Consider the following 21,325-nt stretch of genomic DNA (forward strand, 5'->3'; position numbering starts at 1 on the left):
CGATGCAAATATAAGTATCATTTTCTATATTTGCACTTTCATACGTACATTTATAACGATTTGTAAGATAAAACAAGATTTATGACGAAAAATGATAGAGCGAACTTCGGCAGTAAATTAGGCGTAATACTTGCTTCCGCCGGCTCGGCAGTAGGATTGGGCAATATATGGAGATTCCCTTATGAGACAGGAAATCATGGGGGTGCGGCTTTTATTTTGATTTATTTAGGCTGTGTGCTTCTTCTCGGACTTCCCATTTTGATTGCCGAGTTTCTTATAGGACGCCGTTCGAGAGCAAACACCGCAGGCGCCTATCAAAAACTCGCTCCCGGAACACATTGGCGTTGGGTAGGGCGCATGGGCGTATTAGCAGGCTTCCTGATACTCAGTTATTATTCAGTAGTGGCAGGATGGACACTTGAATATGTTTTTGAAGCCGTCACGAATGGCTTTGCCGGTAAAACGCCCAATGAGTTCATTACTTCTTTCCAAGATTTCTCCAGTAACCCCTGGCGCCCCGTGGTATGGTTGGTGGCTTTCTTGCTGGTTACTCATTTTATCATCGTAAAAGGAGTAGAAAAAGGCATCGAGAAATCTTCCAAGATTATGATGCCTACCTTATTTATTATTATACTCATACTGGTAGTCTGTTCAGTCTCTCTGCCGGGAGCCGGTGCAGGTATCGAGTTTCTGCTGAAACCGGATTTCAGCAAAGTGGACGGGAATGTATTCCTTAGCGCGATGGGACAAGCCTTCTTCTCCCTTAGCTTGGGAATGGGTTGCCTTTGTACTTATGCTTCCTATTTCAGTAAAGAAACCAATCTGACTAAAACCGCATTCAGCGTAGGCATCATTGACACTCTTGTAGCCATATTGGCGGGCTTTATCATCTTTCCGGCAGCTTTCTCCGTAGGCATCCAACCCGGTTCTGGGCCGAGTCTTATCTTCATTACGCTGCCTAATGTATTCCAACAGGCGTTTAGCGGAGTACCCGTATTAGCATACATATTCTCTGTGATGTTCTATACCCTGCTGGCAATGGCTGCCTTGACTTCCACCATTTCACTGCACGAAGTGGTGACGGCTTATTTGCACGAAGAGTTCAAATTCTCCCGGGGAAAAGCGGCAAGGCTGGTCACCGGTGGATGTATATTCCTGGGAATATTCTGTTCCTTGTCACTGGGAGTCACAAAAGGATTCACGGTCTTTGGACTGGGAACGTTCGACCTCTTCGACTTTGTTACAGCTAAAATCATGTTACCGCTCGGCGGATTGTGTATCTCCCTCTTCACGGGATGGTATCTCGACAAGAAAGTAGTATGGTCGGAGATTACAAATGACGGTTCATTGAAAGTTCCCGTGTATAAACTAATCATTTTCATATTGAAATATATCGCCCCGGTTGCCATCACACTGATATTTATCAACGAATTAGGATTCATCAAACTATAATGTGGAAAGACTTTTTTTATTTCACTAAAACCGAACGACAAGGCATTATCGTCCTTGTCGTTCTTATTTTAGGAACATTCGCAATTCCTAAGCTCTTCACGCTTTTCGTCCATCCCAAAGAGATGGATGCCGCTGAACAAGAGAAGTTCGAAAAAGAATTAAATGAATTTATCACTTCCCTCGAAGAGACAAAACCACACAGAAAACCTACCGACAGCTCCTTCCGGTCATCTCCCAAAAGAGAAATAAGGCTTACCGTCTTTGACCCGAATACGGCCGACTCCATGACTTTTCTGTCTCTTGGACTACCGTCATGGATGGCTAAGAACATCCTGCGTTATCGTAGCAAACAGGGACGATTCCACCACCCGGAAGACTTCCGGAAAATATACGGACTAACAGAAGAACAATATCAGACACTGCTTCCTTATATTCAGATTGCGAAAAGTGCCGAGCCTAGAGAACCAAGAGATACAGTACAACTATTAACAGCAAAAAGCGCACAGCGAGATACTGTATTCAAGTACCAGCCCGGAACTATTATCAGCCTCAACTCTGCCGATACCACCGAACTCAAGAAGATTCCCGGAATCGGTAGCAGCATTGCCCGGAAGATTGTGAATTACCGCAAGCGGCTAGGAGCTTTTTGCCGGATAGAGCAATTACAGGAGATTCAGCTAAAAGTAGAGAAGCTCCGTCCCTGGTTCTCTATTGATGCCGGTCGGATACATCGTATCAACTTAAATAAAGCCAGTTTGGAACGGATGATGTATCACCCGTATATTAACTTCTATCAAGCGAAAGTAATCGTAGAGTACCGGAAAAAGAAGGGAAGCATAAACAGCCTGAAACAGTTATCGCTCTATGAGGAATTTACTCCGGTGGATTTTGAAAGGCTCGAACCATACGTTTGTTGTGATTTATAAAAAAAGATGCATTCCTATCACACCAGACAAGAATGCATCACACACAAACAAAACAAACACTCTACTATCATCTTCACAGACTTCCGTAGAGAAGCGACTACAAATATATAGCAAAAAGGTAGAAACCATGCAAGCCTCTACCTTTTTGGTATCCATTTTTAGAAATTAGGTTTCTTAATTAATCTTTTTTAATCATACCATCAACCATATGCACTGTCCGGTCGGTGATTTTGGCAAGTCCCTCGTCATGGGTGACGATGACAAATGTCTGCCCCAGCCTGTCCCTTAGGTCAAAGAATAGTTGATGTAAATCTTCTTTATTGTGAGTATCCAAACTGCCTGACGGTTCATCGGCCAAGATTACAGCCGGGTCATTGATTAAAGCACGTGCTACTGCTACCCGCTGCTTCTCTCCGCCCGACAGTTCATTGGGCTTATGAGAGGCACGGTCGGCAAGCCCCATAAACTCCAGTATCTTCACTGCACGCTCGTTTGCCTCTTTTGAAGATACGCCGGCTATAAACGCAGGAATCATCACATTCTCCAATGCCGTAAACTCCGGCAAAAGCTGATGGAACTGGAATACGAAACCAATATTCTTATTACGGAAAGCAGACAGTTCCTTCTCTTTCATCTTGCTGACTACCGTCCCGTCAATCTCCACCGTTCCCGCATCCGGCTCATCCAAAGTCCCCATTATCTGCAACAGGGTAGTTTTACCTGCCCCGCTCGGCCCTACGATACTGACAATCTCACTCTTATTGATTTCCAGATCAATCCCTTTCAGTACCTGCAATGAACCGAAACTCTTCGTTATTCCTTCTAGTTTTATCATAATAGCCTTTTATAATCGTTTAATGACATATTCTGCGAGGTAGCATCCGAACACAGCCGGCATATAGCTGACTGTTCCACAAGTAGATTTCTTATTCTGTTCATCATCGGTCAGCAACACAGCTTTCGGGTCGGCCTGTTCGGTACTGAATACTACCGGGAGCTTCCGTTTCATTCCCATTTTCTGCAAACGCTTCCGAACGGCTTTGCTTAGTCCGCAATGGTAAGTATCCCAAAGGTCGGCAAAGCGAACCTGTGTGATATCGCTTTTCGCCCCTGCCCCCATACTGGAAACAATCTTGATACGACGCTTCATCGCTTCACTAATCAGATAGCATTTCGGGCTGATTGTGTCAATAGCATCCACTATAAAATCATACTTACCGGCATCCAGCAGTTCCGGTATATTTTCATCTTTCAGATAGACAGGAAGAACTTTCAGTTCAATATCCGGATTTATATCTTTATACCGGGCAGCCAACACTTCTGCTTTTGTCTTTCCCAATGTGGAATGCATGGCAGGCAACTGGCGGTTTATATTGGTAGGTTGCACCGTGTCGGCATCTACAATCGTCATCCGGCCGACTCCCGCACGACAAATCATCTCGGCCGCATAAGCCCCTACTCCCCCCAAACCTACGACCAACACATGGGAATTACGGATACGATTCATCTTTTCCTCTCCCAAAAGGAGCTCTGTCCTTTGCTGCCAGTTATTTTCTTCCATCAATTTTTCTTTAGCCATTTATAGAACCATTTACCAACCTTTTCATAATGCTGCGACTCATTATGTCCGCGAGGGTCAGAGAAAGAAACAATCTCCTGCGGCTCGCCGAACTGGTCGGGATACAAAATAATCAAACTATTATTAGAGAAATATTTTCCGAGTTGTGCAGGCAGACGTTCAAAAGAAGGATCGTAAGAAATAGACCCCCGACGGGCGGAAATAACTACCAGCAGATGGTCGAAATTGACTTGTCCTGTCAATAGAAGAAGGTCTTCCCACTCGTCCAACGTGGAAAACTCAGTCGGTGTTCCTGCATATTTCTTCTTTACAAGATGCTGAAGCCGCATCAAAGTCCGTTCGTTTGCAAAGAAATGCACGCGACATCCCAGGATGCTTCCCATCCGGCAGAAGTGTTCCACCCATTTTGCAAAACCGGTTTCATATTCGGCTTTCGGCGGAACGGCTATATTGATTCGCCGCAAGGTATTCACCGGCATCAGGAATTTGGCAATCATCACTTCACGATGCGTACCTTTCAGCAAGCTTTCGGCCAGATGCCCGAAAAAAGAATCCACGATATTGGCTTTCCGGTGCAAACCGATGACAACATCCGTAGCTTCATATTCTTTTATCGTATGAATAATCCCCGAAGCAATATTCAAATCATAACGGCTCACCATCGTGACAGGTACATCTGCAGCAGCGGCAATCATCGCCGCTTTTTCCAGATTACGCTTTCCCTGTGATTCTTTCTTTTCCGAACTATTATTATCATTGATAACGTTCAATGCGATTAATGCATTCTTCTGTTTGGCATCTTTTATCACCAGTGCCAGGTTGATAAGGTCTTCAATCGTGTCCGGATTGGCAACCGGAATCAATATATGCTCCTTATTTTTCTTCGTTCCCTCTTCTTCCGACTGCACTGTTTCATCCAAGGCAAAACGGCGGGCAGCACGTTCCGTCACCAAAGAACTGATGACACAAGTAAAAAGAATCATCACGACCGTACCGTTCAGTACATCATCGTTCAATAACCGTTCGCCATTCTCCATGATAATCTCGTGTCCGATTAATACCGCTGCCAACGTAGCTGCCGCCTGCGCATTACTCAAACCGAAAATCATGTTCCGTTCGTTCGGTTGCATCCCATAAATCTTTTGCGTAATCCATGCAGCCAGCCATTTGCTAATGGTAGCAACCACAGTCATCACAACCGCCACTTTCAATGCTTCCCCACCGGTAAACAGGCTTCTTACATCAATAATCATTCCGACACCAATCAGGAAATAAGGTATGAATAACGCATTTCCTACAAATTCCAACCGGTTCATCAAAGGAGATACATGGGGAATCAAGCGGTTCAGAACCAACCCGGCAAGGAAAGCTCCCAAGATTCCTTCCATTCCCACAAACTCCATCAATCCGCCACCAAGAAAGACCATTGCCAGTACGAATACGAACTGTATCACACTGTCGTCATACTTCCGGAAAAACCAACGTCCGATACGGGGGAAAAAGAAAACAATCAGAAATCCGAGGAAAGCGACTTTTGCTACAAGAAATCCCCAAAACCAGCCGTCGACAGTCCCTTTGAACATACCACCTATGACTGCAAGAATAATCAAGGCAAGGGTAACGGTCACTGCCGTACCGCCGATAGTTATATTGACACTGCGCAGACGGGACAATCCGTACCTGCTGATAATAGGATAAGCAATCAACGTATGGGAAGCATACATACTCGCCAACAGCACAGCGGTGAGAAAACCATATCCCAACATACTCATACTACTCCATATACCCAATCCCATCGGAATCAAAAAGGTGAGCCAGCCGAACACAAAACTTTTCGTCCGGTTCTTCTTGAAATCTTCCATATCCATTTCGAGTCCGGCAAGAAACATGATATAGTACAGTCCCACTTTACCGAAAAGTTCGAAGCTGCTGTCACGGTCGAGCACATGAAAGCCATGTTCGCCAATCACTACACCTGCCAGAATCATACCTATAATATGAGGTATATGCAGTCGCCCCAAAATCATGGGAGCAAAGAGAATGATAATCAATACCAGGAAGAATACCCAGGTAGGGTCGGTTATCGGTAAGGTAAAATTAAAATCAAACAGGTTCATAGGCTATGGCTTTAGGAATTCAATGCAAAGGAACAAAAAAGTTCGCAGAATCACAATGAATGTTCAGACTGTGTATTATTTATTTCACCGCTTACCTGACAGGATATATTTCGTCAGGCACTTTCATTTCGTACGGCAACCACGCCTGACTATACGCAAGGTTAAAGTAATCCACCGAAAAACTGAAATATTTCTCTCAAAAGCGATGTTTATATGCTAAATTGTTATAATTTTGCAGCCAAATCTCTTCTATTCGACAGTGTAAGGAGAGAAATTCAATATTCACAATTTAACAAAAGAAAAAGATGAAAGTAGCTATTGTTGGCGTAAGCGGAGCCGTGGGACAGGAATTCCTGCGCGTGCTCGATGAAAGAAACTTCCCGTTGGACGAGTTAGTTTTGTTCGGTTCTAAACGTAGTGCCGGAACAACATATACTTTCCGCGGTAAACAGATCGAGGTGAAACTCTTACAACACAACGATGACTTTAAAGGGGTAGACATTGCTTTCACTTCTGCCGGTGCAGGCACATCCAAGGAGTTCGAGAAAACCATCACTAAATATGGTGCTGTGATGATTGATAACTCCAGCGCATTCCGTATGGATGCCGATGTACCTTTGGTAGTGCCCGAAGTAAATCCCGAAGACGCTTTGGAGCGTCCTCGTGGTGTCATCGCCAACCCTAACTGTACAACTATCCAAATGGTAGTTGCACTGAAAGCCATCGAACAGCTTTCTCATATAAAAACCGTGCACGTGTCTACCTATCAGGCAGCGAGCGGCGCGGGTGCCGCTGCCATGGACGAATTGTACGAACAATATCGCCAGGTATTGGCTAACGAACCTGTGACTGTGGAGAAGTTTGCATATCAGTTGGCTTTCAACCTGATTCCGCAAGTGGACGTATTTACAGAAAACGGTTACACGAAGGAAGAGATGAAGATGTTCAATGAGACACGTAAAATCATGCACTCCGACATCAAGGTTAGTGCTACTTGTGTACGTGTTCCTGCATTGCGCGCTCACTCTGAAAGTATTTGGCTGGAAACAGAACGCCCTATCTCGATTGAAGAAGCCCGTGAAGCATTCGCCAAGGGTGAAGGATTGGTTCTTCAGGACAATCCTGCCGAAAAAGAATATCCGATGCCGTTGTTCCTGGCCGGAAAAGACCCTGTATATGTGGGTCGTATCCGCAAAGACCTGACCAACGAAAACGGACTGACTTTCTGGGTTGTAGGCGACCAAATCAAGAAAGGCGCCGCACTGAACGCTGTTCAGATTGCCGAGTATCTGATTAAAGTAAAAAATGTCTAAAGTATGAGTCCGGAGATTGAGTCCGGACATCGACAAAGATAAGCCAAATCTATGAACCGGCTTGCAAGGCGATACAATTCGCCATGCAAGTCGGTTTCTTCTTTTACACACCAAATATCGCATCCATAGAACCGGAAAGGATGTATTTACGAAATCCCTCACTCATTATAGGTATTTCATTTCCTTAAAATAACAATTTATAGCGATTGCCCCACGCCCGTTTTTTAACGAATTTTGCGCAAAACTTATCTATGAAGTATTGTCTTTTTAATATAGCATTGTGGGGGCTATTATTTTGTAATCTATTTGAAGCTGCTGCCGATTCAAACATTCATACAATCTCCGGCCGCGTGACCGAAGCAAAAACGAATACCCCTTTACCTGGTGCATCTATCGTCATCAAAGGCACCTACTTATGGGCTGTATCCAATCAGAAAGGAGAATTTACGATACCGGGAATACAAAACGGACGTTATAATCTAGAGGTATCTTTCCTGGGATACGTACCGGCAAGTGTTCCCGTAAACGTACGCAATGACATTAAGAATCTGACCATACAACTTCAAGAGAATACCCTCTCACTGGAAGACGTGGTTGTCACCGCACAAGCTCCGAAAAATGAGTTGAATACTACGCTGACTATCGGTAGCAATGCATTGGAGCATCTTCAAGTATCCAATATCAGTGATATTTCTGCTCTTCTGCCGGGGGGAAAGACGAAAGTGCCCGACCTTACCGCCAACAATATTTTCTCATTACGTAACGGTGGCTCGACAATTGGCAACGCGGCTTTCGGAACAGCCGTAGAAGTGGACGGCGTACGTATCGGCAACAATGGTTCGTTCGGTGAGATGAACGGCACAGATACGCGGAGCATTCCTGTGGCGGATATCGAGTCGGTGGAAGTAATCACGGGTGTACCGTCCGCAGAATATGGCGACCTGAACAGTGGCATGATTAAAATCCAGACAAGGAAAGGGAAAACTCCCTGGAACATACTACTATCCATCAATCCCCGCACGGAACAGGTTTCATTTTCCAAAGGACTCGATTTGGGGAACGATAAAGGTGTTATCAACATAAACGGAGAATGGACAAAAGCCACCCAAAAGCTGATTTCTCCTTATACCTCTTATACTAGAAGAAGTTTCTCCGCCGGATACAGCAATACGTTCAACAAAGTATTCCGGTTCGATATCGGCGTCACGGGTAATATCGGCGGAATGAACACGAAAGACGACCCCGACGCATATTCAGGAGAATATACCAAAGTGAGGGACAACGTATTCCGTGCAAACACTTCATTGTCATGGCTGCTCAACAAATCATGGATAACCAACCTGAAACTCGACGCATCCGTATATTACAATGACAACAACTCGCACGCGCATACCTTTTACTCTTATGCGTCCGAACAACCGGCAGTCCACGCCACGCAGGAAGGATATTTCCTCGCAAGCAAACTGCCATACACCTACTTTGCCGACCAAATTATAGATTCCAAGGAGCTGGACTATGCCGCATCCCTAAAATATGAATGGAACCACCGGTTCGGGACTGTCAACAGTAACCTGAAAGCGGGCGTCCAATGGAAGGCAACAGGCAATGCCGGCGAAGGGGAATATTACAAAGACCCTGCGTTAGCCCCGACCGGCTACCGTCCGCGACCTTACAGTTCGTATCCGTATATGCATAACGTGTCATTTTATGCGGAAGAAAACCTGTCCCTGCCTGTCGGCCATACAATGCTCAGGCTGATGGCAGGCGTACGTTGGGAAAACCTGTTTATCAAAGGAACAGAATACAACAGCCTGAACAGCCTTTCACCGCGTTTCAACGCCCGGTGGCAGTTGAACGAACATATCGCTATCCGTGGCGGATGGGGAATTTCGGAGAAGTTACCCTCGTTTTATATGCTGTATCCCAAGCAGGAGTACCGGGACATACAGACTTTCGGTTTCTCATCCAATAACAATGAATCATCTTATGTATATTACAGCCAACCCTACACCTTGTTGCACAACAAGAATCTCCGTTGGCAGAAGAACCAAAATTCGGAGATAGGTATCGACCTTGATGTAGCCCGAACCCGGATTTCATTAGTCGGATATTTCAACCGTACGAAACTGCCGTATAAATACACACATACCTATACCCCTTTTTCATATGACGTGCTTCAATTGCCCGATGGATTCACCATGCCCGCCAACCCGCAAATCAATGTGGACAGCCAGACAGGGATGGTTTATATACGTGAGAACGAATCAGGCTATTGGACTCCGATGGATGTGAAGGTGACCGACCGGACATTTGTCAGGTCAACCTCTCCCGACAATGGAGCGGACGTGATTCGCCGGGGAGCGGAAATGATTGTCGATTTCCCGGAGATAACTCCTATCCGTACACAATTCCGGGTGGATGCCGCCTATACATATACCAAATACATAGATAATTCGTTATCCTATTATTATCAGAACGGATGGTCGCACACCGACCCCAGTCTTCCCAACCGTTCCTACCAATATGTAGGTATCTATGCCAATGGCGACAATTCATCCATAACCGCCAACGGCAAGCGCACCCACTCACTGGATGCCAATATCACCGCCATCACCCGCATCCCGAAAGCGCGGCTGATTATATCATGCCGGTTGGAAGCCTCACTCGTGAAACGTTCGCAGAACATTTCCGAATACAAAGGCAAGGAATACGCTTTCAACGTCAGTGAAAGCAGCAACACTCAAACGGGGGGAAGCATTTATGACGGAGACTCCTACACAGCCATCCGCCCGGTAGCTTATCTCGACCTGAACAATGAGATGCATCCTTTCACCGACGCCGAAGCCGGAAATCCGGAGTTCTCCTATCTGATACGCAAATCGGGCAATGCCTATACGTTCGCGGCCGACGGGTATAACCCGTATTTCTCTGCCAACATCAACATTACCAAAGAGATTGGTAATCATATATCCCTGTCTCTCAACGCTATCAACTTCACGAATTCCCGGCCTTATGTGAAATCCCGCGCCACCGGTGTAAGCGCACTCTTCACCCCTGATTTTTATTATGGACTCACTTGCCGCATCAAACTTTAAACTTATGAAACAATTTATCTATATAATATTACTGACAGTCACCGGCATCACAGTAGGATGCACGGACATAGACAAAGAGAATCCGTACGCCGACCGGTTGCACACATTGCAGGTCACTGCCGTCTACCCGGAAGGTTACACGGAACATCTCCGTGAAGGAGTAACCGTGAAAATTGAAGACGTAGACCAGGGCAACTCCTACAAGGCAAAAACCGACAGGAACGGAACGGTACAATTTTCACTGGCACAAGGAATATACCGTGTGCAAATCAGTGACAAGAGCGAACAGGACATCTTCAACGGACTCGCCGACAATGTAAAACTGACCGACGGGGATATGGCTTTCAACCTTCCGTTGCTCCATTCCAGGGCAGGAGCTATCATTATCAAGGAAATCTACTGCGGCGGTTGTACCAAACTGCCGTTGGAAGGAAATTACCAGTCCGACAAATACATCATCCTTCACAATAACGACTCGGAAGTGCAATACCTCGACAGCCTTTGTTTCGGGACACTCGACCCTTACAATGCACAGGCGACCAACGTATGGGTGAAGCAGGACGCGGAAACCGGAGCAACCATCTTCCCCGACTTCGCCCCTATCGCCCAGTGCGTCTGGCAGTTCGGCGGCACAGGCAGGACATTCCCCCTGCAACCGGGAGAAGATGCGGTGATTGCCCTCAATGGAGCTATCGACCATGCAGCACAATACCCGCAATCCGTCAACCTGAACAAAGCCGGATATTTTGTCTGTTACAATAACGTCTATTTCCCGAATACCCAATACCATCCGGCTCCGGGCGACCAAATCACACCGGAACATTACTTGAACGTAGTCGTGAAGACCGGGCAGGCAAATGCCTATACATACTCGTTATCCTCTCCCGCCACTGTCATCTTCAAGGCTGAGGGAACTACAATACAGGACTTCGTATCCAGGGAAGGCAACATCATGCAAAAGCCCGGAAGTACAGTCGACCGTGTGATAGCCGTCCCGTTAGAGTGGGTTATCGACGGCACGGAAATATATTACGGCGGTTCCTCGAACAACAAAAAACGCATCTCTCCTTCCATTGACGCCGGATACGTCACACAAAACGCCACTTACAACGGACGCAGCCTGCACCGCCATATAGACGAAGAAGCCACGCAGGAAGCCGGTTATGAGATACTGGTAGATACCAACAACTCCTCTACCGATTTTTACGAACGGGAAAAACCATCTTTGCATGAGTGATATGAGAAAAATATATATAGCCTGTCTTTTGCTGCTATGCATGGCGACTGCTACTTCGGCACAGACCTATGATATTATAGAACGGCGTAACTCATGGAACGCCGGAACTAATGTCACCGGTATCATGATGGACAGCGTCACCACTTCTTACGCCGAATTGTACGGGAACAACCGCCACGGCGACTTCCGCAACTCATACGAAGCGGAAAAGTCTTGGAGTGCCGGGGCGGTAGCAAAGTCCATCACGCACCTGAAAAGTTATTCCCTGACCGGCTCGTTCTCCTTCGACCACACTTCCGGCAAGAATATGAGCGGTTCGATGTTTATCCATCCGGGATTTTATCCGGTAGACCTTCTCGAGTTCACCCCCGGACGCAAAAACCTGCAAACCTACGCGTTCATGGGCGGCATAGCAACCGACATCGCCCCCAACTGGCGGCTGGGTGGAAAGGTGGATTTTGCCGCATCCAACTACTCCAAGCGGAAAGACTTGCGGCATACCAACTACAGGCTCGACCTGACGGTAGCCCCCAGTGTCATGTATCATTCCGGTGAACTGGCAATCGGTTTCTCTTATATCTTCAACAAGAACAGCGAGTCTGTCAAAGCGGAAGTTATCGGCACGGCGGAAACATCTTACAATGCCTTTCTGGATAAAGGACTTATGTACGGGGCCTACGAAGCATGGAACGGTAGCGGAATCCACCTGAGCGAATCGGGAATCAACGGTTTCCCCATCAAAGAACTTTCTCACGGAGCAGCCTTGCAACTGCAATGGAAAGGTTTCTACGGAGAGTTCGGATATACGCATTCTTCCGGTTCTGTCGGCGAACGGGAAGCCATCTGGTTCAAATTCCCGACACATCGGATTGCTTCCCGTTTAAGTTACCGCTTCAAACAAGGGAACAAAGAGCATTTCCTACGGCTGAACCTGCAATGGTCGCATCTGGCAAATAATGAAAACGTAATAAGCAAGGAGACAGTCAACGGAATAACGACCACTCATGTACACGGTTCCAACCGCATCTTCGAGAAAGACGCTTTCTTCGCCAATCCCGAATATGAACTTTTAAGCCCCCGCGGAGAGTTTCGTGCAGGAAGCGAGTTGTCGGTATTCAAGTCTCTCGCCACCCAAATGTACCCTTATATTGCTTCGGAAAAGATGCTATGCAGCCGGACGTATATCTCCGGCGTACTTCATACCGGAAAATTCGACCTGAAAGCCGCCGTTTCCTTTTCTACGGGAAACTTCACCGAAAAAAGCAGGACTGCCGGAACAACGACAGAGCCGGGCGACCCGCCCTACCGCCTGACGGATGAGTATAATCTGCGGAATGAGTACGCAACCGCCACGCACGCCACCTTCCGGCTCGGATTACGCTATCATTTCAACAAAGGAATTTACGCTGAAGTGCAGGGAAGTTATACGCACGGTTTCAACCTTAACTATATAGAAGGTTCAAGCCGTTGGAACGAAACGGTAAAGTTAGGATATACCTTTTAAATTAGAAACAATCCATATTTATACATACTAAATTATCAAGCAATGAAGAAGATTTTGACATTTATGTTCGCAGCCGCACTGTTGGCATCCTGCCAGCAGGAAGAGAATGAAACTACGACTATTGACACCAATGGCCGCATTACTATCGCACCTATTATCACACGTGCTACGGAAGTTGACTTCGAAGATACAGACCAAATCGGCGTAACAATCACCCAAAGCAATGACTTTGTGTACGCATCAAACAAGCTGATGACATACAGTAACGGAGTATTTACCGGTGACTTGCTTTGGTACCCCGAAGGAAACGACAAATCGCAGATAGTAGCCTATTATCCTTATGACGCAGCCGGTACTCCGACTTCATTTACAGTAAAGGCCGACCAGACTACAGGCTACGGCGCGTCCGACCTTATCGCCGCAAGCAAGTCCGACGTACTTCCTTCTACCAATGCTGTCGTCATGAACTTTAAGCATATACTTACCAAACTCGTTATTAACATAGAGAACGATACACAATCGGATATTTCATCGGTCGTACTGAAAGGTTCTGTCCCGACCGCTACTCTCGACCTGCCCGCCCTTTCGGTTACAGCAGACGAAAGCGCTACGGCAACAGACATTACCGCACAAGTTGTTACAGCAAACAAGGCTTACCGTGCCATCGTCATCCCGCAGACAGTAGCTTTCACCCTTGAAGTGACAACTGCCGATGGCAAGACTTTATCACAGAGACTTACTTCTACTACATTGGCGCAAGGCGGACAATATAGTGTGAATGCCCGTGTGCTGCCCGATGATATAATAGTTACGCTTAGCGGAAAAATCGAGAGTTGGACAGATGAGGGGGAAATCGGCGCAGACAATGAAGTATCTTTTGAAGAACATCTTGATGAGAATTATTTCTTGTATGACGGAGTGAAATACAACACTGTAACTCTTGCGAACGGCACAACATGGATGGCAGAACCGCTCGCTTACTTACCGAAAGGATATACTCCGTCCACTGACCCGACAACAGATTCTCATATTTGGTATCCTTATGAAATAGTAGACGGCGCAACCGTAGCTACAACAGAAGCAAGTGCTATAAAAGAATTAGGTTATCTATATGACCTGCAAGTAGCATTAGGTGGTAAGGAAATCACGGAAAGTAACCTGAATAGTTTTGAGGGAGTACAAGGTATCTGCCCGAAAGGATGGCATATACCGACACGTTTGGAATACTTTAACCTCGTAGGGAAATCGACCAATGACGCCGACGGAAAAGTACCGGCTGATGGTGATAAAGCCCTTTTCTATGACACAAGCTATGACGGCGGAAAGATATCATCACTAAATAATGCAGGATTTAACTACCAATTCTCCGGTGTTCGCATGGCGACAAGCCTCACTGGTGCCGGCAGTTATCAAAAAACCACAATAGCTAGCGAAGATAATATTCAAGCTGCATGGCACGGGAAACCGGCAATGAATTATTACATGACTTCGACTGCCTACAAACCCATCTACAATAGTAGCAGCGGACTACTTACCAATATACAGTTTTTTGGATTAATGAGTACAATCAATACAAGCAAGTATCCTGAAGGCAGATTATCATTAGCCTATGTCAGTATCAAATCCGGCATGCAACTCCGTTGCGTAAGGGACTAATCCGCCACCCCAAGGGCCAGTATTTGTTTCATGCCTTGAAACACTTTGTTTCTCGGTGTGAAACGAATGGTTTCCCGTAGTGAAACAAAGTGTTTCACACCGAGAAACAAAAAGTTTCAAGTAGGGTTGAAACTCGTTACCTGTAGAGAGAACCATTATACGCTATAAGCAAAACAAGAAACTATTTACAAACTATATAAAAACAAAAGCAGTAACAATGAAAACAAGAAAGCTAACAATCGCAATTGCCCTCATGGCAATAACCATTATCGGAACTTCATGTGGCAACAAACAACAGAAAAGCGCGTCAGAAGCAACTACGGAACAAACGGCCTCTTCCGCTTTAGAAATCGACTCCCTTCTGGCAAATGCCGAAAGCCTTGCCGGAAAAGAGGTAACCATCGAAGGCGTCTGTACTCATACCTGCAAACATGGCGCAAAGAAAATCTTCCTGATGGGCAGCGACGACACGCAAGTAATCCGCGTAGAAGCCGGAACACTGGGAGCATTCGACCCTAAATGCGTGAACTCCATCGTCCGCGTCACCGGTACACTGAAAGAGCAACGCATCGACGAAGCCTATCTCCAGAATTGGGAAGCCCAACTCAAAGCACAAGCTGCCGAGAAACATGGAACAGGCGAAGCCGGATGCGACACTGAGAAGAAAGCGCGCGGTGAAACAGCCAATACGCCCGAAGCACGCATCGCAGACTTCCGCGCCAAGATAGCCGACCGCAAGGCAAATACAGGAAAAGAGTATTTATCATTCTATTTTATGGAAGCCAATTCATATGAAGTGGAGTAGCAGCATCCGTAAATGGAGCCGGATTATACACCGTGATTTATCATTTTTCTTTGCCGGAATGGTCTTGATATATGCCATTTCCGGCATTGTGATGAATCATCGCGATACGATTAATCCGAACTTCTCCATCACGCGGAAAGAATATAAGATAACAGAAAACCTGCCGGACAAAACCGGAATGAATAAGGAGAAAGTACTTACTTTACTGGAACCACTGGGAGAGACAGGCAACTACACCAAACATTACTTCCCTCAAACGGACGTGATGAAGGTCTTTCTGAAAGGCGGTTCCAACCTGCTGGTGAATGTAAAGACAGGGGAAGCAGTCTACGAGTCTGTCACCCGCCGGCCGCTTATCGGGGCGATGTCCCGCCTGCATTACAATCCGGGGCAGTGGTGGACGCACTTCGCGGATATTTTTGCCGTCGGACTTATTATCATCACTCTCTCCGGCATCATCATGCTGAAAGGGAATAAAGGTATTATCGGCAGAGGGGGAATAGAGCTCATTGTCGGAATCTTGATTCCTATTCTCTTCCTTTTCTTCTTTTGAATAGAATAACAGATAAAATCGAATGGAACATATTATCGAATGTAACAACCTGACGCATTATTACGGCAAACGGTTGATTTACGAAAACCTCAGTTTCACAGTACCCAAAGGACGTATCCTGGGACTGTTAGGGAAAAACGGTACGGGTAAGACCACCACTATAAATATCCTGAGCGGTTACCTCAAGCCGCGCTCGGGAGAGTGCCGCATCTTCGGACAAGAGATACAAAGCATGGCACCCGCCCTGCGCCGCAACATCGGACTGCTGATTGAAGGTCATGTACAATATCAGTTTATGACCATCACCGAAATAGAGAAATTCTACGCTGCTTTCTATCCCGGCCAGTGGAAAAGGGAAGCGTATTATGAACTGATGAACAAGTTGAAAGTAGCTCCGGGACAGCGTATCTCACGTATGTCTTGCGGACAACGCTCGCAAGTAGCTCTCGGACTGATTCTCGCGCAGAATCCCGAGCTTTTGGTATTGGATGACTTCTCCCTCGGACTCGACCCCGGTTACCGCCGTCTGTTCGTAGACTATCTCCGTGACTATGCCCGCTCCGAAGGAAAAACGGTCTTCCTGACTTCGCATATCATCCAGGATATGGAACGTCTGGTGGACGATTGCATCATCATGGACTACGGAAAGATACTGATTCAGAAACCGATTTCCGAGTTACTGGAAAAAGGACGCCGCTATACATTTACAGTTCCCGAAGGCTATGAGTTTCCCGAATCCGGAGATTTCTATCATCCTTCCGTCATGCGGAATACGTTGGAGACTTTCTCCTTCCTGCCGCCTGCGGAAACAGAGGAGAAGCTGAAATCAATGTCAGTGCCTTATACGGACTTGCATAGCGAACAAGTGAATCTGGAAGACGCCTTTATCGGTCTGACAGGGAAATACTGATTCAGTTGAGAGTTGAAAATTAAGAATTGAAAAATAAGAGCCGATAGATTATTGACTGATAGATAATCGGCTGATAGATTAGAACAGATAACTTATCTTAAAACAATGTACGCTATATTTTATAAAGAATGGATAAAGACACGGTGGTATTTCCTGCTTGCCGTACTCGCCACACTCGGTTTTACAGGCTACTGTATGCTCCGCATCAACCGGGTGGTAGAAATGAAAGGAGCCGCGCATGTATGGGAAGTCATGCTGCAACGGGATGTCATATTCATTGATATGTTACAATATATCCCCCTGATTGCCGGAATCCTGATGGCAATCGTGCAGTTTGTGCCCGAGATGCAGCGCAAGTGCCTGAAACTGACGCTTCACCTGCCCTATCCGGAGTTGAAGATGACAGGAAATATGCTACTCTCCGGTCTGGTGCTGCTCCTTGTCTGCTTCGCTTCCAACTTCCTGCTAATGGAAGTTTATCTGAGCGGAGTGCTTGCCCATGAACTGAAGAACCATATCCTGCTCACCGCCCTGACGTGGTATCTTGCCGGAATCTCCGGTTACCTGCTTGTCGCATGGATTTGTCTCGAACCGGCATGGAAACGCCGTATCCTGAACCTTGTCATCGCCGTGCTTTTACTGCGAATCTTCTTTCTGTCGCCCACACCGGAAGCCTACAACAAGTTTCTCCCCTACCTGCTGGTCTATACATTGCTGACAGCCTCTTTCTCATGGCTCTCCATCGTACGGTTCAAGGCGGGAAAACAAGACTAAAAGAAATGAAGAACTAAACATTAAGAATCAAATAAAGATGAGACGTTTCAGTACCTTATTATTATATGTCACCATTGCTTTCCTGCTCCTATGGCAGTTGCCGTGGTGTTACAATTTCTTTGTCGTAAAGCCGGAGAAGACTCCATTTACGCTATATAGCTTCGTTATCGGTGATTTCGCCCTGATGGGACAAGAGGGCGGAAAAGGAACGGTGCGCCGTGACCTTGCCGGGAATATCTATTCCGAAGCTGCTTTCGACAGCATTCTTCCGATGTTCTACTTCCGTCAGTTGATGTCCGACGAACGTTTTCCGGACACGATAAAAGGAATAGCAGTCACTCCCAAACTGGTGCAAACGGAGAACTTCAACTTCCGCAGTGTCCCTTCGGACATTAATGCTCCCTCTATCGGACTTTATCCTTTACTCGAATCCATGTCCGGACGTGTAGACCTCAAGATGCCGGACGATGTATTCCGCATCACTTCCCAAGGAATTGACTTTATCGACATGGCTACCAACAGCGTAAAGGCAGAAAAAAGCCTTCAGTTCACGGAAGCCATGAGCAAAAAAGGTTTCCGCTTCCCCGCTACGGAGATAGCAGGAAACCCGACCGTGAAGAAAGAGTACGACGAAGGATATCTCCTGTTGGATGCCGACCGCCGTCTGTTCCATCTGAAACAAGTGAAAGGCCGTCCTTACGTCCGTGCCATACCACTGCCCGAAGGACTGGCACTGAACCACCTGTACCTAACAGAATTCAGGAGTAAAAAGACGCTTGCTTTTATGACAGACGTCAACAATGCCCTTTACGTCTTGAACAACCGTACCTATGAAATAGTGAAAACAGGCATCCCGATGTTTAATCCTGAAACGGATGCGCTGACGATTATAGGCAATATGTTCGACTGGACTGTACGAGTAACTACTCCGGCTTCCGACAACTATTATGCATTGAATGCCGACGATTATTCACTGATTAAGGCATTGGAGAATAAATCGAATGTTCATTCCATGCCGGGCATCACTTTCACTTCCTACAAGGATAAATATGTAATGCCGCGCTTTGAATAAGGCTGAAAAAATACTGGAATTGGTAGGATAAGAGAAAAAAATATTGTTCCTTTGCATAAAAGGAACTTCTATGCAAAAAGAAAGAGTGATATATTCCATTCGGGAAACAGCCGGCAAAGTGCTTCCTTTCGGAGCAAAAGTCGTATTGTTCGGGTCACAAGCTCGTGGAGATGCGAGAGAAGACTCCGACTGGGATATTCTCATTCTTTTGGATAAGGATAGAATTAATAATATGGATTTTGATGATGTAGCCTATCCGCTAGTCGAACTAGGATGGAAAATAGGAGTAATGATAAATCCTATATTATATACGTACAGAGACTGGCAAAAAAGAAATTTCACCCTTTTCTATAAAAATGTAGAACAAGAAGGAATTGTGTTATGTCATTAAGTATTGAAGAAAAAAAGGCTATCATAGCTTATCGTATTCAAAAGGCAAAAGCTACGATGATTGAGGCACAAGACAATGCCCAATTAGGACATTGGAATCTTGTTGCCAATCGTTTATATTATGCAGCATTTCACATCATTTCCGCCTTACTCACCGACAAAGGCTTATTTTCAAAAACTCATAATGGCGTTATCTGTTTATTCGGACAAGTATTTGTTGAAAAAGAATTGGTAAGCAAAGAAGATGCCCGTTTGGTTTCGCGGCTACAAAATATGAGAAAATCCGGAGACTATGATGATTTATTCGATTGGACAGAAGAAGATGTCATTCCCTTATTGGATAAAACGGAGCAACTCATACAAAAAATCGAAAAACTTACTTCACTAAAAGACATGTAACAAGAATCACGCTGACAAAAACGGATAAACAGAGTGTCTTTTCCATAAAAAATACTACTTTTGTATCTAATAAAACATTTAAGCCGCAATTGCCTCTGCGTTATACACAAACAAATACGGTTAATGAAAACTACCTTATATATAACCGTATGAGAATCTACAAAACACTTATATTCATATCCCTAAGCCTTTTTGTCCTTTTATTCCAAAGTTGTTCACTCCCTGCCGATGACGAAGCGGCAGAAAATCCCGAAGGAGAAGATACTATCACATCCGAACTTCCATGGGAAGGGGAAACGGACAAATTCACCATCAATGCCAAAGAAGGAATCCGCTTGAATGACCCGCAGGAAGATGCAGGAACCGCCTACGCCACCTTCCCTTCTTCTTCCGTAAAAAACACCCGTTGGGAGTTCGGAGTACGCCTTACTTTTAATCCGTCCGCCAACAATTATGCCCGTTTTTATCTGACCTCTTCTTCCAGTGTACTTTCCGGCAGTTTGAACGGTTATTATATCCAGATAGGTGGTGCCAAAGACAACGTAGCACTTTATCGCCAGAATGGAAAACAATCCAAACTTCTGGCTTCGGGAAGGGAACTGATGAAAGGAAACAACTCACCGAAGTTATATATAAAAGTAGAGTGTGACAACAACGGCTACTGGACTTTCTGGACACGCCTGGATTCCGAAGATGAATATACCAAAGAAAAACAAATAAAAGACAATAGTATCCAAAACTCTTCCTGCTGCGGAATATACTGTATTTATACCCAAACCCGCAGCAAAGGCATCACTTTCCATCATGTACAGTTATCGAACGATGTGGAGACAACGACAAAGCCCGACGGGACACCGGATGAACCGGATACCCCCGCAGACCCTATCCCCGTTCCGCCTGATTATCCGGCAGAAGTAAAAGGGATTTTATTGTTCAACGAAGTAATGTATGATAATGCAACAGACGGGGCAGAATACATAGAACTCTATAACCCATCCGGTTCTACCGTCTCTGTCCCGTCATTAAAACTTATGAGATATATAGATGCGGGGGCGAACACCACAACCACCAAGTCTACCGTTATCCTGCAACAAACGGACGGCAATCAGGAAATAAGCGTTCCCCCTTACGGTTATATATGCCTTACGAAATCAGCCGCTACCCTTATCAAAAAGCACAAGACCAATGGAGAGACAATTATCGGAATAACCAACTTTCCCAAACTGACCAACGAAGACAGTTATCTCGCTATAATGACTAACGAGGAAAAGTCACGGCTTATCGACAAATGCAGTTACTTTGAGTCCATGCACTGTTCCGGTGATAAAAGACATCAAGGTATATCTCTTGAAAAGGTTTCACCGGAACTATCTTCCTCAACCCGGAAGAACTGGCATTCATCCAAGGCACTGACAGGGGGAACGCCGGGGATACCAAACTCACAAGAATAAGTTCACTCTCAAGACCTTTCTATTGGCACAGTTGTGCCACCGCATTGGCACGCTCATGCCAACGGACTGGCACAGTTGTGCCAATGCGGTGG

At 45.8% G+C, this 21,325-nt stretch carries 18 protein-coding genes; 15 read left to right on the forward strand and 3 right to left on the reverse strand.

Going from position 1 to position 21,325, the window contains the following annotated elements; genetic code table 11:
• Positions 1-81 precede the first annotated feature (81 nt).
• Positions 82-1,452 (forward strand): sodium-dependent transporter, encoded by a 1,371-nt coding sequence (locus tag BQ7997_RS12160; protein WP_022137398.1) that lies wholly within the window; start codon positions 82-84, stop codon positions 1,450-1,452.
• Positions 1,452-2,378: a ComEA family DNA-binding protein gene (locus BQ7997_RS12165; protein WP_073346715.1), complete on the forward strand. Its 927-nt coding sequence runs from the start codon at positions 1,452-1,454 to the stop codon at positions 2,376-2,378. Before BQ7997_RS12160 ends, BQ7997_RS12165 begins: the two co-directional genes overlap by 1 nt.
• A gap of 178 nt (positions 2,379-2,556) precedes the next feature.
• On the opposite strand, the gene BQ7997_RS12170 is transcribed toward BQ7997_RS12165, so the two are convergent.
• The 3 genes from BQ7997_RS12170 to BQ7997_RS12180 are packed head-to-tail and all read right to left on the reverse strand — an operon-like array spanning position 2,557 to position 6,074.
• Complete coding sequence (locus BQ7997_RS12170) at positions 2,557-3,213, reverse strand: ABC transporter ATP-binding protein (protein WP_022137395.1); 657 nt, start codon at positions 3,211-3,213, stop codon at positions 2,557-2,559.
• A 9-nt stretch (positions 3,214-3,222) separates the two neighbouring features.
• Positions 3,223-3,957 carry a tRNA threonylcarbamoyladenosine dehydratase gene (locus BQ7997_RS12175; protein ID WP_022137394.1) on the reverse strand — a complete coding sequence of 245 codons (735 nt, stop codon included), beginning with the start codon at positions 3,955-3,957 and terminating at the stop codon, positions 3,223-3,225.
• Complete coding sequence (locus tag BQ7997_RS12180) at positions 3,939-6,074, reverse strand: cation:proton antiporter domain-containing protein (protein WP_044653680.1); 2,136 nt, start codon at positions 6,072-6,074, stop codon at positions 3,939-3,941. The genes BQ7997_RS12175 and BQ7997_RS12180 overlap by 19 nt, the downstream gene beginning before the upstream one ends.
• A 305-nt stretch (positions 6,075-6,379) precedes the next feature.
• Here BQ7997_RS12180 and BQ7997_RS12185 point away from each other — a divergent pair, with 305 nt between their 5' ends.
• The 13 genes from BQ7997_RS12185 to BQ7997_RS12245 all read left to right on the forward strand — a co-directional run bounded on the left by BQ7997_RS12185 (position 6,380) and on the right by BQ7997_RS12245 (position 21,233).
• Positions 6,380-7,387: an aspartate-semialdehyde dehydrogenase gene (locus tag BQ7997_RS12185; protein WP_022137392.1), complete on the forward strand. Its 1,008-nt coding sequence runs from the start codon at positions 6,380-6,382 to the stop codon at positions 7,385-7,387.
• A 251-nt stretch (positions 7,388-7,638) separates the two neighbouring features.
• Positions 7,639-10,482: a TonB-dependent receptor gene (locus BQ7997_RS12190; RefSeq protein ID WP_073346716.1), complete on the forward strand. Its 2,844-nt coding sequence runs from the start codon at positions 7,639-7,641 to the stop codon at positions 10,480-10,482.
• 4 nt (positions 10,483-10,486) lie between these two features.
• Positions 10,487-11,719: a DUF4876 domain-containing protein gene (locus BQ7997_RS12195; protein ID WP_073346717.1), complete on the forward strand. Its 1,233-nt coding sequence runs from the start codon at positions 10,487-10,489 to the stop codon at positions 11,717-11,719.
• The gene (locus tag BQ7997_RS12200; protein WP_073346718.1) at positions 11,712-13,223 is read left to right on the forward strand and encodes a DUF6850 family outer membrane beta-barrel protein; all 1,512 of its coding nucleotides are present in this window, start codon (positions 11,712-11,714) and stop codon (positions 13,221-13,223) included. Before BQ7997_RS12195 ends, BQ7997_RS12200 begins: the two co-directional genes overlap by 8 nt.
• Before the next feature lie 42 nt (positions 13,224-13,265).
• Complete coding sequence (locus BQ7997_RS12205; protein WP_073346719.1) at positions 13,266-14,879, forward strand: fimbrillin family protein; 1,614 nt, start codon at positions 13,266-13,268, stop codon at positions 14,877-14,879.
• A 217-nt stretch (positions 14,880-15,096) separates the two neighbouring features.
• A complete protein-coding gene (locus BQ7997_RS12210) occupies positions 15,097-15,684 on the forward strand; it encodes a hypothetical protein (protein ID WP_073346720.1) in 588 nt (195 codons plus the stop codon).
• On the forward strand, positions 15,671-16,237 hold the full coding sequence (locus BQ7997_RS12215) for a PepSY-associated TM helix domain-containing protein (RefSeq protein WP_073346721.1): 567 nt from the start codon (positions 15,671-15,673) through the stop codon (positions 16,235-16,237). The genes BQ7997_RS12210 and BQ7997_RS12215 overlap by 14 nt, the downstream gene beginning before the upstream one ends.
• A gap of 22 nt (positions 16,238-16,259) precedes the next feature.
• On the forward strand, positions 16,260-17,147 hold the full coding sequence (locus tag BQ7997_RS12220; protein WP_073346722.1) for an ABC transporter ATP-binding protein: 888 nt from the start codon (positions 16,260-16,262) through the stop codon (positions 17,145-17,147).
• Between the two features lie 105 nt (positions 17,148-17,252).
• Positions 17,253-17,921, forward strand: coding sequence for a hypothetical protein (locus tag BQ7997_RS12225; RefSeq protein ID WP_022137384.1), 669 nt, complete (start codon positions 17,253-17,255; stop codon positions 17,919-17,921).
• A gap of 37 nt (positions 17,922-17,958) precedes the next feature.
• On the forward strand, positions 17,959-18,993 hold the full coding sequence (locus BQ7997_RS12230; RefSeq protein ID WP_073346723.1) for a DUF4857 domain-containing protein: 1,035 nt from the start codon (positions 17,959-17,961) through the stop codon (positions 18,991-18,993).
• A 70-nt stretch (positions 18,994-19,063) separates the two neighbouring features.
• Positions 19,064-19,384 (forward strand): nucleotidyltransferase domain-containing protein, encoded by a 321-nt coding sequence (locus tag BQ7997_RS12235; RefSeq protein WP_073346724.1) that lies wholly within the window; start codon positions 19,064-19,066, stop codon positions 19,382-19,384.
• Positions 19,375-19,782: a HEPN domain-containing protein gene (locus BQ7997_RS12240; RefSeq protein WP_073346725.1), complete on the forward strand. Its 408-nt coding sequence runs from the start codon at positions 19,375-19,377 to the stop codon at positions 19,780-19,782. The genes BQ7997_RS12235 and BQ7997_RS12240 overlap by 10 nt, the downstream gene beginning before the upstream one ends.
• Positions 19,783-19,931: 149 nt before the next feature.
• A complete protein-coding gene (locus tag BQ7997_RS12245) occupies positions 19,932-21,233 on the forward strand; it encodes a lamin tail domain-containing protein (RefSeq protein WP_073347384.1) in 1,302 nt (433 codons plus the stop codon).
• Positions 21,234-21,325 lie beyond the last annotated feature (92 nt).

This window comes from Bacteroides congonensis, from assembly GCF_900130125.1.
GTDB lineage: Bacteria > Bacteroidota > Bacteroidia > Bacteroidales > Bacteroidaceae > Bacteroides > Bacteroides congonensis.